This window comes from Pandoraea captiosa (assembly GCF_902459775.1).
Classification (GTDB): Bacteria; Pseudomonadota; Gammaproteobacteria; order Burkholderiales; family Burkholderiaceae; genus Pandoraea; species Pandoraea captiosa.
Window position 1 is genome coordinate 237578 of the sequence record NZ_CABPSQ010000003.1, and the last position, 14549, is coordinate 252126.

Sequence of the window (14549 nt, forward strand, 5' to 3'; positions counted from 1 at the left end):
AAGTCCGGCGGGCGTTGCGCAATTATAGCGGGTGGCCCCGAGCGCGCGACGCGCGTTCGCGCACTATCGGAATCGTCTGCCCCTGCGCTCGGACATCGCCGTAGCGCATGCCTACATCAGTGCACCGATCAGCACGCTAATCCGCACGTTTATCAGGACATCTATCAACGCACTTTCACCGGCTCGGGAGCAATCTCGAACACTTGACGCAGATATGCCAGATAAGCATCGTCGTCGCACATGTTCTTGCCCGGCGAGTCCGAGAGCTTCGCCACCGGCTGCCCGTTGCAGCGCACCATCTTGATGACGATTTGCAGCGGCTGATAACCGAGGTCGTTGGTCAGGTTCGTGCCGACGCCGAACGCCAGCTTGCAGCGATCGCGAAAGCGTTCGAACAGTTGCAGCACCTTCGGAATATCGAGTCCGTCCGAGAAGATCATGGTCTTGGTGTGGGCGTCGACACGGTTCTGCGCGTAGTGCTCCAGCAGACGTTCGCCCCAGGCGAAGGGATCGCCGGAATCGTGGCGCGCCCCGTCGAACAACTTGCAGAAGTACATATCGAAGTCGCGCAGGAAGGCGGACATGCCGTAGACGTCCGAGAGCGCAATGCCCAGGTCGCCGCGATACTCCTTCGCCCATGTCTCGAAGCCGAATATCTGCGAATCGCGCAGCCGCGGGCCGAGCGCCTGACACGCCTGAAGGTATTCGTGCGCCATGGTGCCGAGCGGTGTCAAACCGAGCTTCGAGGCGTAGTAGACATTGCTCGTACCTGCGAACTGGTCGCCGAGCTCGTCGCGCAGCGTGTGGATCACTTCCTCGTGCCACTCCTTCGAGAAGCGGCGGCGTGTCCCGTAATCGGCGATTTTGCAGTCGCGATAGTCCACGCGCTCGGCGAGCATGCAGATCTTGTCCTTCAGGCGCTGTCGCCCTTCTTCATACGCCGGGGTGCGCTGCGTGTTGCGGAAGTACACCTCGTTGACGATGGCAAGGACCGGGATCTCGAAAAGAATCGTGTGAAGCCACGGGCCCCGTATCGTGATGTCGATCTCGCCATTGCCTTTGGGCGACGGCTGCACGGTGATGTACTTCTCGTTCAGATGGAACAGGTCGAGAAAGTCGATGAAATCGCTCTTGATGAAGCGCATTGCGCCGAGATAGTGCAGTTCCGACTCGGTAAAGCGCAAGCCGCACAGCAGACGAATCTCGTCGCGGATTTCGTCGACATAGGGCGTGAGGTCCACGCCCTCGGTGCGACACTTGAAGCGGTATTCGACCTGTGCGGCGGGGAAGTGATGCAGGACCACCTGCATCATCGTGAACTTGTAGAGATCGGTATCGAGCAGCGACGTGATGATCATGACGACAGGCTCCGCTAGGAGCACTCACGAGAAAGCATCGAACGCTGCCACGCACGGGTGCATTCGCACATTCGCCAGGCAGCGCACAGGAACATCGATCATCGTACCGCAAAGCGGCGTCACGCATGACATCGCAGCCCGATTCGCGGCGCAGGCGCCTGCCTTCCGACGGGGATGTGTCGTGCCGCATCCAATGCCATTCGGCTCTCGCACCTGCGGCGGCGGGCTGCGTTACAATACGCGTTTTAACGGCCGGTCGAAGCCGTTTCGCGCCCTACTCTGGAGTTGTTGGCATGACGCACGTTGTCACCGAAAGCTGCATCAAGTGTAAATTCACCGACTGTGTGGACGTTTGCCCCGTGGACTGCTTCCGCGAAGGCCCGAACTTCCTGTCCATCGATCCGGACGAGTGCATCGACTGCGCGGTCTGCGTGGCCGAATGCCCGGTGAATGCCATTTATGCCGAAGAGGACGTGCCGGGCGACCAGCAGGAATTCATCGCACTGAACGCCGAACTCTCGCCGAACTGGCCGAGCATCACCAAGACGAAGCCGTCGCTGCCGGACGCCGACGACTGGAAGGACGTCAAGGAAAAGCTGCATCTGCTCGAGCGTTAATCGGCGTCGAGGCGAACGCCGAGCCGCAAGCGTGACTCCGGCGGCTTTCGCACTGTGAACGCAGAAAAAATGCGCTCTGAGTGTTGACAGCGTGTAAAAACCGCCACTATAATCGCTTTCTCTTTTGATCCCCGATAGCTCAGTTGGTAGAGCGCCGGACTGTTAATCCGTAGGTCCCTGGTTCGAGCCCAGGTCGGGGAGCCAAGAATACCGAAGCGATGGCCTCGCTCCCGCGAGGCTTTTGTTTTAGTCGATGCATCGTGACAGCGGTGCATGACTGCCAAGTTTGATCCTCGATAGCTCAGTCGGTAGAGCGCCGGACTGTTAATCCGTAGGTCCCTGGTTCGAGCCCAGGTCGAGGAGCCAAAACACGAAAAAGCCCGTCTTTGACGGGCTTTTTTGTTTTCTGCGACGCAAACGACACCGCACCGACGCAGTCACCTGCCAATGCACTGAAGAAGCCAGCGAAGCCAAAGAAAGCGGGGCGCACTCAGGCGCCCCGCGTTCACATCAAAACCCACCGAATTGCTTCACCGTCCACCGTTGGAGACTCACTCGCTCGCGGGCGCACCGATGGCAACCGACGGGCTCGTCGACGTCTTCGCGCTGTGGCTGTTCTCGGCTTCGATCCAACGGCGACGCATCGGGGCAAGCACGAACTTCGCCCCCACAGCCGCCACGATGCTGATGCTCGCCGCCGCAATGAACACACGGTCCCAGTGACCGCCGACCGCCAGCACCGAAGCCAGCGGCACCAGCAAGGCTGCCGTGCCCTTGGCGGTGTACAGCGTACCGGCATTGGACGCCGCATTCTTGCTGCCAAACGTGTCCGCGCACAGCGCCGGGAAAATCGAGAAGATTTCGCCCCAGCACAGGAAGGTCATCGCTGCGAAGAACACGAACATGTACGGGTTCTGACCGAAGTGCATCAGACCGAGCATCGCCACACCTTCACCAAGGAAGATGATGAACATGGCATTCTCGCGGCCGATCTTGTCCGAGACGAAGCCACACAGCGGACGCGTAAAGCCGTTGCACAGGTTGTCGATCGACAGGGTCATCGTCAGCAGCGGCAGCGTGGCGCCGAACAGCGTCATCGGCATCGATGCAATGCCGTAGTCCTTCGCGATCGGGCCAATCTGCGCCGTCGCCATCAGACCGCCTGCGGCCACGGCAACGAAGCAGATGTAGATCACCCAGAACACCGGTGTGCGAATCATCTGACCCGACGTGTAATCCTGCTTGGTCGCCAGATTGCGTCGCGACACGGTCGCGCCCTTCGGCGCACGCGGCTTGACCAGCAGCAGCGCGAGGATGAAGATCGCCACGCCCTGCACGATACCGAAGTTGAAGAACGCGGCCTCGTAACCCGACGAACGAATCATGTTCGCAATCGGAATCACCGTGATGGCAGCACCGGCGCCGAAGCCCGCCGCCGTGAGACCTGCGGCAAGACCGCGCTTGTCCGGGAACCACTTCAACGCATTACCCACGCAGGTGCCGTACACGCAACCCGCCCCGATCCCTGCGATGACCGCCGCCGTGTACAGCACGGTCAGCGATTCGGCGTAGGAATACATGATCCACGACAGACCCACGCAAACCGCGCCACCCGCGACCACGGGACGCGGGCCAAACCGGTCCACGAGCCAGCCCTCGATCGGCACCAGCCACGTTTCCACCACGATGAAGATCGAGAACGCCACCTGAATGGCCGCCACGCCCCAATGGTGCTTTGCCTCCATCGGTTCGACGAATAGCGTCCACGAATATTGCAGATTGGCCACAAGGCCCATACAGATAATGCCGATCACCAGTTGTGACCAGCGCCCTCCCAGAAAAGAGGTCTTCTCCTCCGGTTGCGCAGCTGCTTGCATGACTTGCCTCCTGTTCCTGTCAGACGATTGACGTCGGCCCGCGATTCGTTGTGCGGTGCCCGACGCCATCGCGTGCGGCCGCGCGCCCCACAAAGGGGTTCGCGCAAACGGCACGCCTCCTGGCGTTGCGTGCGGCTCATGCGTGGCCGCTTGATCGCGGAGCGCTACCTGGCGGCAGGCTCGCAGGGCTTGTGCCCCGGCTGACTGACTCTCGGAAGTGCCAAGGGACACTTCCGGCCCCCACTTCGGCGCGGCGACGCAGACTTTTTCGGGAAGTCCACGCCGGCAAGTTGCCGACTGCCGAAGGGTGACTGGTGATGCAAATTCGAGTGCGGACCGGCTTGCGTTGTCGGCGTATCACGATGGACCGCGTAGATCGCATCGCAAGCCTGGTCCCGTCACTCAGGCGGGCGCGCCTCGCGGACGCGTAATCGCCGGATCGCCTGCCCACGACTGGCAGCAGGGAGATGAGGAACACCCCAGTACACGAACGACTTCCGTGAGTACTGAAGGCGGATGCGACAGGGCAGCCGGTGCGCGACAAACGTCGCACGAAGACTGCCCGAAAGAAAATGCGTGCTTACCCAACTGATGTCTCCGATGAATACCGTGCCGCCTCGACCCCATCGAATTTCCCCCGGCGATTTCACGGGCGCACGACAGGCCGTTTCGACACTTTGAATCTGATATACAAGATTCAATATATCGAATTAAGTATTTTTTATGGTTCCAAAATTAGTCGATGGCCGGAGCACTGTCAACCCGAGAGCGCCCTGAGGGGCGTGTCGAACGTGTCAGGCCGGCCCCGGAGGCGTCGCTTGAAATGCCCCGGAGGTAAGCGCTCGATAACCGGCAAACCGAGACAGACCGCGCCGTTGCGAGGGGCGATGCTTCAGATCGACAGTCGGGCTGCCCCCGGCAGATGAATGCCACCGGGTACCGAGGTCAGGGAAAACGATGAGAGTTTGACGGGTCTTGTCCGCCCTCCGAGCGAGGGCTTCCGTCATGGGGTGGTCCGGGATTGTCCCCGGACTCTCGTGGGACTGTTGCCGCAAGAATCAGACAGGAAAAATCGGAAGAAACTGGGGAGAAGCCGCCTGAGAGCCACCTGAGAGCCACCTGAGAGCCACCTGAGAGCCGTCAGCGTGTCGCCTGGAAGTTGCATTTTCAGCACTACCGGCGCTCGGCGCGCGCGGGAAACGTCGATCCAGGCGACCAGGTCGCTCCGGCCGATCAGGCCGATTCAGTCGGATCGCCGGAATTGTTGCGGATGAAGGTCAGGTGCTCGTGCAACGACCGCTGCGCACTGCCGACATCGTGGGACGCCACGGCATTGAAGATGCGGCGGTGCTGGTCGATGAGTTCCGCCAGATCTGCCCCATGTCCGACAATCGCGCGGTAATTGTCGACGACCGATCCTCTCAGCAACTCGAAGATCGCGTGCATCAGATGCACCAGCACGAGGTTGTGCGTGGCTTCCGCGAGCGCCAGGTGAAAGTGCGCGTCGAGTTCCGGCACGCGGGTCAGAAGCGATTGCCCCCGGGCATCTCCCTCGCCATCGAGTCCGTCGCGCCCGGCTGCGTAAGCCGCCTCCAGCGCTTCGAGCGCTTGCGACAGTCGGGCGATGTCCTCCGGCGTGGCGCGCTCCGCAGCCAGTTCCACAGCCTTGGCTTCCAGCACTTCGCGCATTTCCAGTACGTCGTCCACCGTCTTGCTATGACGCGACATCAATTGCGACAGCGGTTCGGCGAGCAGCGGCTGGCTGGCGTTGGCGACCAGATAACCGCCGCCGGCGCGGCCGACGATCAGTCCCCGCGACTCAAGACGCAAAAGGGCTTCGCGCAGCGACGGACGCGACACGCCCATCTGCTGCGCCAGATCGCGCTCGGACGGCAACGCGGAGCCCGGTGCGAGCCGGCCTTCGACGACCATCGTCTCCAGTTGTTCGTAGACCATGTCGGACAGCCGCAGGCGCGGCGGTGGCGTGACCGGCGCAAAACTGGCGACGGCCCCCGACGACCCGTTGGATTCGCTGGCAGAAAGAGTGGACATAGGCAGGGACGACTCGTTGGACGGCATGTCGGCTTCGGTTCTCGACAGAAAAATCACAGACGCCACGATACAGGATGCGGCTCGGCTTCGGGCGTACCCACTTCACCGTCCCTAGCCCGGCGCGACTAGAGGATCTTCCTCAAATATAGGGTTAACCCGGTAGTCGAAATCGGATCATTCCCTTTACGATGACGTCATCCGACAACTGGTCGACCAGTCTACCAGTAGACCAACGCCAGTGAACTGTCATTACACGTCAACGATCGTCCGAGAGCAAGCCCCATGGGATCGAATGTGTCGTCCGCTGCCAGTCAGCGTAATCCCCACGATAGCCCCGCCAGCGGGGTGAACGGCCAGCCAGACCTGGCACGTCATCCGCACGCGACCCCGGCCCCTACCCCTACCCCTACCCCTACCCCGTTAACGTCGTCTGCGGTCATGGCCACAGCAACCGACTCGGCCCGCTCGGTCGCCATCGACGACGAACCCGTGCTCGACGCGTTGACCGACGCCACGCGCACGGCCCGCCTCGCCGCGTTGCGTGCCGCGGTGCCCGACGCCCAATGGCTCACCGACCGCGAGCAGATCACGCCGTACGAATGCGACGGTCTGGCCGCCTACCGCAAGCTCCCGCTCGCGGTGGTGCTGCCCGCCGACGAAGATCAGGTCTGCCGCATCCTGCGCGCATGTCATGCACACGGCGTCCCTGTTGTCCCGCGTGGTGCGGGCACGGGCCTGTCCGGCGGCGCCATGCCGATTACCGACGGCATCGTGCTGTCGCTGGCGAAATTCAAACGCATTCTCGAAGTCGACGCGTATGCCCGTACCGCTACCGTGCAACCGGGCGTGCGCAACCTCGCCGTCTCGGAAGCCGCAGCACCCTACGGTCTTTATTACGCCCCCGATCCGTCGTCGCAGATCGCCTGCACCATCGGCGGCAATGTCTCCGAAAACTCGGGCGGCGTGCACTGCCTGAAGTACGGCCTCACCGTGCACAACGTGCTGCGTGTGCGTGCGGTGACGATGGACGGCGAGATCGTCGAGTTCGGCTCCCATGCACTGGATTCGCCGGGCCTCGACCTGCTCTCGGTGTTCATCGGCAGCGAGGGCATGTTCTGCGTCGTGACCGAAGTCACCGTGAAGCTCGTCCCCAAGCCGCAGGTCCAGCAAGTCATCATGGCGAGCTTCGACGACGTGGAAGCCGGTGGCAACGCCGTCGCAGCGATCATCGCGGCGGGCATCATTCCAGCCGGTCTGGAGATGATGGACAAACCGGCCACGCAAGCCGTGGAAGAGTTCGTGCACGCCGGCTACGACCTCGACGCCGCGGCCATCCTGCTGTGCGAGTCCGACGGCACGCCGGAGGAGGTCGCCGAAGAGATCGCCCGCGTGTCGGCCGTGTTGCGCGCGTCGGGCGCCACCCGCATTCAGGTCTCGACCTCCGAGGCCGAACGGCTGCGCTTCTGGTCCGGTCGCAAGAACGCCTTCCCCGCCGCCGGCCGGATCTCGCCCGACTATTACTGCATGGACGGCACCATCCCGCGCCGCACCATCGGCACGCTGCTCAAGCGCATCGAAGCGATGGAAGTGCAATACGGGCTGCGGTGCATCAACGTCTTTCATGCGGGCGACGGCAACATGCACCCCTTGATTCTCTTCAACGGCAACGATCTGGACGAATGGCACCGCGCCGAGGCCTTCGGCAGCGACATTCTCGAAGCCTGCGTGGAACTGGGCGGCACGGTGACAGGCGAGCATGGTGTAGGCATCGAGAAGATCAACTCGATGTGCGTGCAATTCTCGCCGGAAGAGCGTGACGCGTTCTTCGCCGTGAAGCGTGCCTTCGACCCCGCCGGTCTGCTCAATGCCGACAAGGCAATCCCCACGCGCGCGCGCTGCGCCGAATACGGCAAGCTGCATGTGCGCGGCGGACTGTTGCCCCACCCCGATCTGCCGAGGTTCTGATGTCGCAAGTCCTCCCCATCACATCACAGGACACACAGGCGAGCGCCGCCGCCCATGCCCTCGCGGCGATTCGCGAACGTGTGCTCGCCGCCACGGCCAGCGGCACGCCGCTCGACATTCACGGTGGCAATACGAAGCGCTGGTACGGCGAGACACCGAGCGGCGAGCCGCTCGACATGCGCGCCTATCGCGGCATCGTGTCGTACGACCCGGCCGAGCTCGTCATCACCGCCCGCGCGGGCACACCGCTTGCCGAGATCGAAGCGGCACTGGCCGAGCGCTCGCAGATGCTGCCGTTCGAGCCGCCGCATTTCGGTGCAGGTGCCACGCTCGGCGGCTGCATCGCCGCCGGACTCGCCGGGCCGCGCCGCCCGCACGTTGGCGCGCCGCGCGACTTCGTGCTCGGCGCTGTCGTCATGAACGGTAACGGACAAGTCCTGCATTTTGGCGGACAGGTGATGAAAAACGTTGCCGGTTACGACGTCTCGCGCGTTCTCGCCGGCGCCCTGGGCACGCTTGGCGTGCTGCTCGAACTCTCGATCAAGGTGTTGCCGTGCCCGGTCGCCGAGGCCACGCTGCGCTTCGCAATGACACAGACCCAGGCGATCGATCAGCTCAACCGCTGGGGCGGTCAGCCGCTGCCGCTAATGGGTTCCGCATGGCATGACGGTGTGCTAAGCGTGCGTCTGGGCGGCGCAGCGGCCGCCATCGATGCGGCCCGGTCAACGATGGGCGGCCATCACGTCGACGTCATCGAAGCGCAGGCCTTCTGGGCATCGCTGCGCGAGCAGACGCACCCGTTCTTCGCCAGCGCCCCCGTGCAGGGAGACGGCGAGCCGCTGTGGCGTCTGTCGGTACCGCCAACGACACCCCCGCTGGCCCATGGCGACGAGCAACTGATCGAATGGGGGGGTGCACAGCGCTGGTGGATCACGCCGCGCCCCGCTGCCGACATCCGCGCAATCGCCGCAGCGGTCGGCGGGCATGCTACGCTGTTTCGCCACGGCAACAAGTCGGCGGGTGCGGCGAGCGTTTTCACACCGCAACCGGCGGCACTGCAAGCGATCGGCGAGCGTCTTCAACAAGCATTCGATCCGAGCCGCATCTTCAACCGTCATCGGTTGTACCGGTAAATCGCTAATTACAGAACGATGCAAACCAACCTCGCAGAATTCCTCCGTCAGACACCGGACGGTGACGAAGCCGAAGCCATTCTCCGCAAATGCGTCCATTGCGGATTCTGTACCGCGACCTGCCCCACCTACCAACTGCTGGGCGACGAACTCGACGGCCCGCGCGGGCGCATCTATCTGATCAAGCAGATGGTCGAAGGCCAGCCGGTGACGCGCGAAACGCAGCGCCATCTGGACCGCTGTCTGACGTGCCGCAGTTGCGAGTCGACGTGTCCGTCCGGCGTGCAGTACGGACGGCTGGCCGATATCGGCCGCCGTCACGTCGATGCGAAAGTCGGCCGCCCCGCGAGCGAGCGCGCGCTTCGCTGGACACTCGCACGTGTGCTGCCCAACCGCACGCTGTTCTCGCCCGCGCTGCGCCTCGGTCAGCAGTTTCGCGGCCTGCTGCCGCGCGCATTGCGCGAGAAGGTGCCGCACCGTCAGCGCTCGGGAAGCTGGCCGCAGGCCAGACACGCGCGCCGCATGCTGATGCTCGAAGGCTGTGTGCAACCGGCCATGTTGCCTAACGTCAACAAGGCCACGGCACGCGTGCTCGACGCCCTCGGTATCGAAATGATCCGCCCGTCGTCCGCCGGGTGCTGTGGCGCGATTCGGCTGCATCTGAACTATCACGACGATGGCCTGAACGACATCCGTCGCAATATCGACGCCTGGTGGCCCGAGATCGAAGCGGGCGCGCAAGCGATCGTGATCAACGCGTCCGGTTGCGGGGCGACGGTCAAGGAGTACGGGCATCTCCTGCGTCATGACCCGCAATACGCGGGCAAGGCGCAACGGGTCTCGGAACTCGCACGCGATCTTTCGGAAGTGCTGCTCGACAATCTCGAAACCCTGCAAAAGCGCGTGCCGCAGCGGCTCACGGGCAAGAACGGCAAAATCGCCTACCACCCGCCTTGCACGCTGCAACACGGCCAGCAGCTCAAAGGGGTGGTGGAGAAGGTGCTTGCCGGGGTGGGTGTCGCGGTCATGCTGCCGCAGGACAGCCACATCTGCTGTGGCTCGGCCGGCACCTACTCCGTGACCCAGCCCGAACTGTCGCATCAATTGCGCGACGCCAAATGGAAATCGCTCGACGCGCTCGAACCCGAGCTCGTCGTCTCGGCCAATGTCGGCTGCATCTGCCATCTGCAAGGCACGGCCAAAGGCGAACATGCCCGCAACCACGCGCCGGTGCAGCACTGGATCGAGCTGCTCGACCGTCTGATCGCAACCGCCTGAGCATGCCCCCACGATTGATTGTCCCGATGAACGGGACAATCAATCCCCTTGCCGCTCGTTTATCTGCACGATTGCGCTCCCTAGAATCGGGGTTAAGTCAGTGGAAGTCATGCGTTGTGACCGACACGACCGTCCATTCATTTAGCCCGTAAATCCCGATTCCCTCACCGGAGCCTGTCATGATCGATGTCAAAACCGCCCCGTACGCTGCACTGCTGCTGCGCGTCTCGCTGGGTATCCTGTTCCTTGCCCACCTGTCGCTCAAGGTGTTCGTCTTCACCGTCCCCGGCTTCGTGGGCTTCATGGGATCGCTTGGTCTGCCGCCCGTCGTCGCCTATGTCACGATGGCGCTGGAGCTCGTCGGTGGTCTGATGCTGATTACCGGCTTTTACGCACGCTGGGCAGCCCTCCCGCTCGCCGCGCTGATGCTCGGCACCATCGTCTCGGTGCACGGCCACAATGGCTGGATGTTCGCCAACAAGGGCGGCGGCTGGGAATTCCCGGCGTTCTGGCTGGTGGCGTTGCTGGTCGTGGCGCTCCTCGGTGACGGTGCATTCGCCCTTCGCCGCTCGCGCACGGCCTGAATGCCTGCATCGACTGCTTCGCCGTTTCGCAGTTTCGCCGTTTCGCCGTTTCGCCGTTTCGCAGTCGTGATCTGTTTAGCGTAGTTTTGCCGGAGTCATTGCCATGTCTGCCCTTCCCACCCTCTTCGTCTCCCACGGTTCGCCGCTGCTCGCGGTCGATCCCGGCCGCACCGGCCCGTTGTTGACGGCGCTGGGGCGTGCGGTGCCGCGTCCGCGCGAGATCCTCGTGATTTCGCCTCACTGGTCGACGCCCGCACCGCGCGTGGGCAGCCTTGCGCAACAACGCACGATCCACGATTTCGGCGGCTTCCCGCGCGAACTGTACGAACTGGAGTACCCGGCGCCCGGCGCGCCTGCCCTTGCCGAGCGCACTGCCCAGCGCCTGCGGGACGCCGGGCTACCCGCCGTCACCGACGACCAGTGGGGCCTCGATCACGGTGCGTGGGTGCCGCTGAGCTATCTGTACCCCGCAGCCGACATCCCGGTGACGCAGTTGTCGCTGCAACGCCAGATGCGTCCGGAATATCAGTACCGCCTCGGGCAAACGCTCGCCCCGCTGGCGCGTGAAGGCGTGCTGATCGTGGCGTCCGGCAGCTTCACGCACAATCTTCACGAGGTGTTCCGCGCTCCGTCGGAAGATCGTGCAGAGGCGCCGTATCTCGCCGAATTCGTCGCGTGGTTCACACAACACCTGGCCACGATGGATCTCGACGCGCTGTTCGATTACCGCGCTCGCGCACCGCACGCCGAACGTGCCCATCCCACGGACGAGCACCTGCTGCCGATCTTCGTTGCGATGGGAGCGGCCGACAACGCTGTGCACCAGACGCACTTCGATACCGGAGCAACCTACGGCGCGCTGCGCATGGACGCCTTCGCATTCGGCAGCGCCGCGCCGTCGCTCGCCGAGGTGAACGCGCTGGCACAATAGCGGCGTCAATGTTTGGGCTTGTTCGAGCTTGTTCGGGCTTGCGGCCACCCGCTGCGCCCGGATGTCCCGTCCGACATCCCGCCCGACATCCCGTCCCCCGTCTGAGGAGCTGTGCCCTGGCATGAACAAACTTCGCGAGATCGAATGCTTCATCGCCGTGGTCGAGTCAGGCAGCTTCGTGAAGGCCGCCGACACGCTGGGCATTTCGAAGACGGCCGCCTCGCGCTACGTCGCCGATCTGGAAGCGCGCCTGGGTACGCGGTTGCTTCAGCGCACCACGCGTCGCCTGTCGCTGACCGAGCCCGGGCAACGCTACGTCGAGCGTTGCCGCCAGATTCTGGCGGAACTCGACGAGGCCGACTCCATGGCCGGTGAGCAGGATGGGGAACCGACCGGGCCGCTGCGCATCAACGCGCCGCATACGTTCGGCGTGCTGCACCTCGCGCCGCTATGGCCCACGTTTCTCGCGCAGTTTCCCCAGGTTTCCCTCGACATCACGCTGAGTGACCGGCTCGTCGACATCGTCGACGAAGGGTACGACCTGGCGATTCGCATCTCCCGTATGCCTGACTCCTCGCTCGTCCATCGACGGCTGGCCGGCACGCGTCTGGTGCTGTGTGCCTCGCCCGGATACCTTGCGCAACGCGGCACGCCGAAGCACCCGAGCGAACTCACCCGCCATGAAACGGTGGGCTACAGCTATTTCCTTCATCGTCGTGAATGGCATTTCGATGGCCCCGACGGTCCTGTGTCCGTTCAGACACATGCGCGGCTGATTGCCGACAATGGCGACACCTGCGTGGCCGCCGCCGTGGCGGGCAGCGGCATCATTCTGCAACCGGCGTTTCTCGTGCAGGACGCGCTGCGCGACGGCCGTCTCGTCGAATTTCTGTCCGAATACACCCAGGGCGAGCGCGGCATCTATGTCGTGTACCCATCGCGCAAATACCTGAGCGCCAAGGTGCGCGCCATGATCGACTTCCTCGTCGAGGCATTCGCCATGCCGGGCTGGCGCGTTCTCGACAACCGATGAGCGTCGGCGACCCGCGAGATCGACGGCAAAGCCTTTTGGGGCAAGGTTGCACGGCCAGTTCGCCGCTCGCTCGCCACCGGTTCGCCGGCAACGTTCGTCGACGTGCTCGGGATGTGCCGCCATCCACCGCGAAAGCCCCTTGAACCGCACATCAACGGTCGGCAAAACACCGCATCACCACGGATATTTATTGGCAACGGTATTTGTCACTTATACTGGTGGGCCTGTCGTCCCATTACTTTTATTTTGGAAAACTTTTTACTGATCGTCGCTGCGATCCTGCTGGTGTTCCTCAACGGCTTTTTCGTGGCGGCGGAATTCGGCCTCGTCAAACTGCGCCAGACGCGCGTTCATGTCATTGCCCGCCAACGAGGTTGGCGCGGCCGTATCCTGGCCAAGGTCCATGGCCAACTCGATACCTACCTCTCCGCATGCCAACTGGGCATCACGCTCGCCTCGCTCGGTCTTGGCTGGATCGGTGAACCGGCCTTCGCGCGCATTCTCACGCCGCTGTTCGAAGTCGTCGGCGTCAGCTCCCCGGAACTGATCCACGCGCTGGCGTTCTTCATCGCGTTCTTCACGATTTCGTACCTGCACATCGTCGTGGGCGAACTCGCCCCGAAATCGATGGCCCTGCGCATGCCGGAAGCCGTGTCCGTATGGACGGCGGCGCCGTTGTACGGCTTCTACTGGCTGATGTACCCGGCCATCTGGATCCTGAACCACAGCGCCAACCGTCTGCTGCGCTGGACCGGCCTCGACCCGTCTCATGGCGCCGACGCCCATTATTCGACCGACGAGATCAAACTGATTTTGCGCCGCGGCGCATCGAGCGAAAAGCTCTCGCGAGACGACTGGAACGTGGTCGCTTACGCTATCGATTTCAGCGATTTGACCGTCTCCGACCTGATGCGGCCGATGAGCGAAGTCGCCGCATTTCGCCGCAACGCCACGTTCAAGCAGAACATGGATACGGCGTACCGTCACCGCTACAGCCGCTATCCGTTTTTCGACAACGATGGCGAAACCGTGCTCGGCGTCGTTCACCTCAAGGACCTGTTCCTCGCAGAACATCACGGGCAGCCCATCGAGGATCTGGGCAGCATGGCGCGCCCGGTCGAGCGCGTGAAGCCCGACATGCCGGCACGCGAGCTGTTCAGCCGCTTTCGTCGGGGTGCGCCGCACTTTGCCATTGTGGGATGGCCGGACCAGAAGCCGATCGGCTTTCTGACGCTCGACAACTTGCTCTCCGCGCTGGTCGGCAAAATCCGTGACGAGTTCCGTCAGACGGAAGACGACTGGACCCGCATGGAAGACGGCACGCTCATCGGACGCGGCAGCCTGCCGATCCTGACGCTCGAACGGGCACTGGGCATCGACATCCCGAGCGAGCACGCGGAATCGGTCGGTGGCCTGATCATGAACGCGCTCGGCTACCTCCCGCGCGAAGGCCAGAAGGTCGACTTCGACGGCTTCTCGGTGGTCGTCAAGAAGATGCAGGGTCCGCGCATCGTGCTGGTACGCATCTATCCCGACGGGGTTCGCGAAGCCCGCGGCGAGCCGCCCGATGTGGCGACACAGCAACGCGAGCATTGATCCCCGTTGATGCCCGTCGCGTTCCCTTGCCAGAATACGCACTATGCGTGACCCCGCCCGATAGAGGCACAACGATGGGTCACGCGAACGTGCGGGGCAAAAGCAGCACATAAGGTCGTCACAAC

11 protein-coding genes and 2 tRNA genes are annotated in these 14549 nt (G+C 63.3%); 10 read left to right on the plus strand and 3 right to left on the minus strand.

Features of this window, described 5'->3' with window-relative positions:
- Positions 1–164: 164 nt before the first annotated feature.
- Entirely contained in the window at positions 165–1358 is a 1194-nt protein-coding gene (gene pncB / locus PCA31118_RS11635) for a nicotinate phosphoribosyltransferase (RefSeq protein ID WP_150625378.1), read from the minus strand.
- Positions 1359–1651: 293 nt separating this feature from the next.
- On the opposite strand from pncB, the gene fdxA reads away from it, so the two are divergent.
- The 3 genes from fdxA (at position 1652) to PCA31118_RS11650 (ending at position 2341) form a co-directional block, all read left to right on the plus strand.
- A complete protein-coding gene (gene fdxA, locus PCA31118_RS11640) occupies positions 1652–1975 on the plus strand; it encodes a ferredoxin FdxA (protein ID WP_150625379.1) in 324 nt (107 codons plus the stop codon).
- A 128-nt stretch (positions 1976–2103) separates the two neighbouring features.
- Positions 2104–2179, plus strand: a tRNA-Asn gene (locus PCA31118_RS11645).
- Between the two features lie 86 nt (positions 2180–2265).
- Positions 2266–2341: transfer RNA gene (locus PCA31118_RS11650), tRNA-Asn, on the plus strand.
- A gap of 185 nt (positions 2342–2526) precedes the next feature.
- Here the strand turns inward: PCA31118_RS11650 and oxlT are convergent.
- The gene (gene oxlT, locus PCA31118_RS11655; protein WP_150625380.1) at positions 2527–3852 is read right to left on the minus strand and encodes an oxalate/formate MFS antiporter; all 1326 of its coding nucleotides are present in this window, start codon (positions 3850–3852) and stop codon (positions 2527–2529) included.
- A gap of 1233 nt (positions 3853–5085) precedes the next feature.
- Positions 5086–5904 (minus strand): FadR/GntR family transcriptional regulator, encoded by an 819-nt coding sequence (locus PCA31118_RS11660; protein ID WP_174990433.1) that lies wholly within the window; start codon positions 5902–5904, stop codon positions 5086–5088.
- 438 nt (positions 5905–6342) lie between these two features.
- Here PCA31118_RS11660 and PCA31118_RS11665 point away from each other — a divergent pair, with 438 nt between their 5' ends.
- From PCA31118_RS11665 to PCA31118_RS11695, 7 genes are all read left to right on the plus strand, one after another.
- Entirely contained in the window at positions 6343–7869 is a 1527-nt protein-coding gene (locus PCA31118_RS11665) for an FAD-linked oxidase C-terminal domain-containing protein (RefSeq protein WP_150625382.1), read from the plus strand.
- Positions 7869–9002 (plus strand): glycolate oxidase subunit GlcE, encoded by a 1134-nt coding sequence (glcE, locus tag PCA31118_RS11670; protein ID WP_150625383.1) that lies wholly within the window; start codon positions 7869–7871, stop codon positions 9000–9002. The genes PCA31118_RS11665 and glcE overlap by 1 nt, the downstream gene beginning before the upstream one ends.
- Before the next feature lie 18 nt (positions 9003–9020).
- Positions 9021–10280, plus strand: coding sequence for a glycolate oxidase subunit GlcF (glcF, locus tag PCA31118_RS11675; protein WP_150625384.1), 1260 nt, complete (start codon positions 9021–9023; stop codon positions 10278–10280).
- Positions 10281–10459: 179 nt separating this feature from the next.
- A complete protein-coding gene (locus PCA31118_RS11680) occupies positions 10460–10864 on the plus strand; it encodes a DoxX family protein (protein ID WP_150625385.1) in 405 nt (134 codons plus the stop codon).
- Positions 10865–10967: 103 nt separating this feature from the next.
- On the plus strand, positions 10968–11795 hold the full coding sequence (locus PCA31118_RS11685; protein WP_150625386.1) for a dioxygenase family protein: 828 nt from the start codon (positions 10968–10970) through the stop codon (positions 11793–11795).
- Positions 11796–11916: 121 nt separating this feature from the next.
- Positions 11917–12828 (plus strand): LysR family transcriptional regulator, encoded by a 912-nt coding sequence (locus PCA31118_RS11690; protein WP_150625387.1) that lies wholly within the window; start codon positions 11917–11919, stop codon positions 12826–12828.
- 246 nt (positions 12829–13074) lie between these two features.
- A complete protein-coding gene (locus tag PCA31118_RS11695; protein ID WP_150625388.1) occupies positions 13075–14424 on the plus strand; it encodes a hemolysin family protein in 1350 nt (449 codons plus the stop codon).
- The last annotated feature ends 125 nt before the right edge of the window (positions 14425–14549 follow it).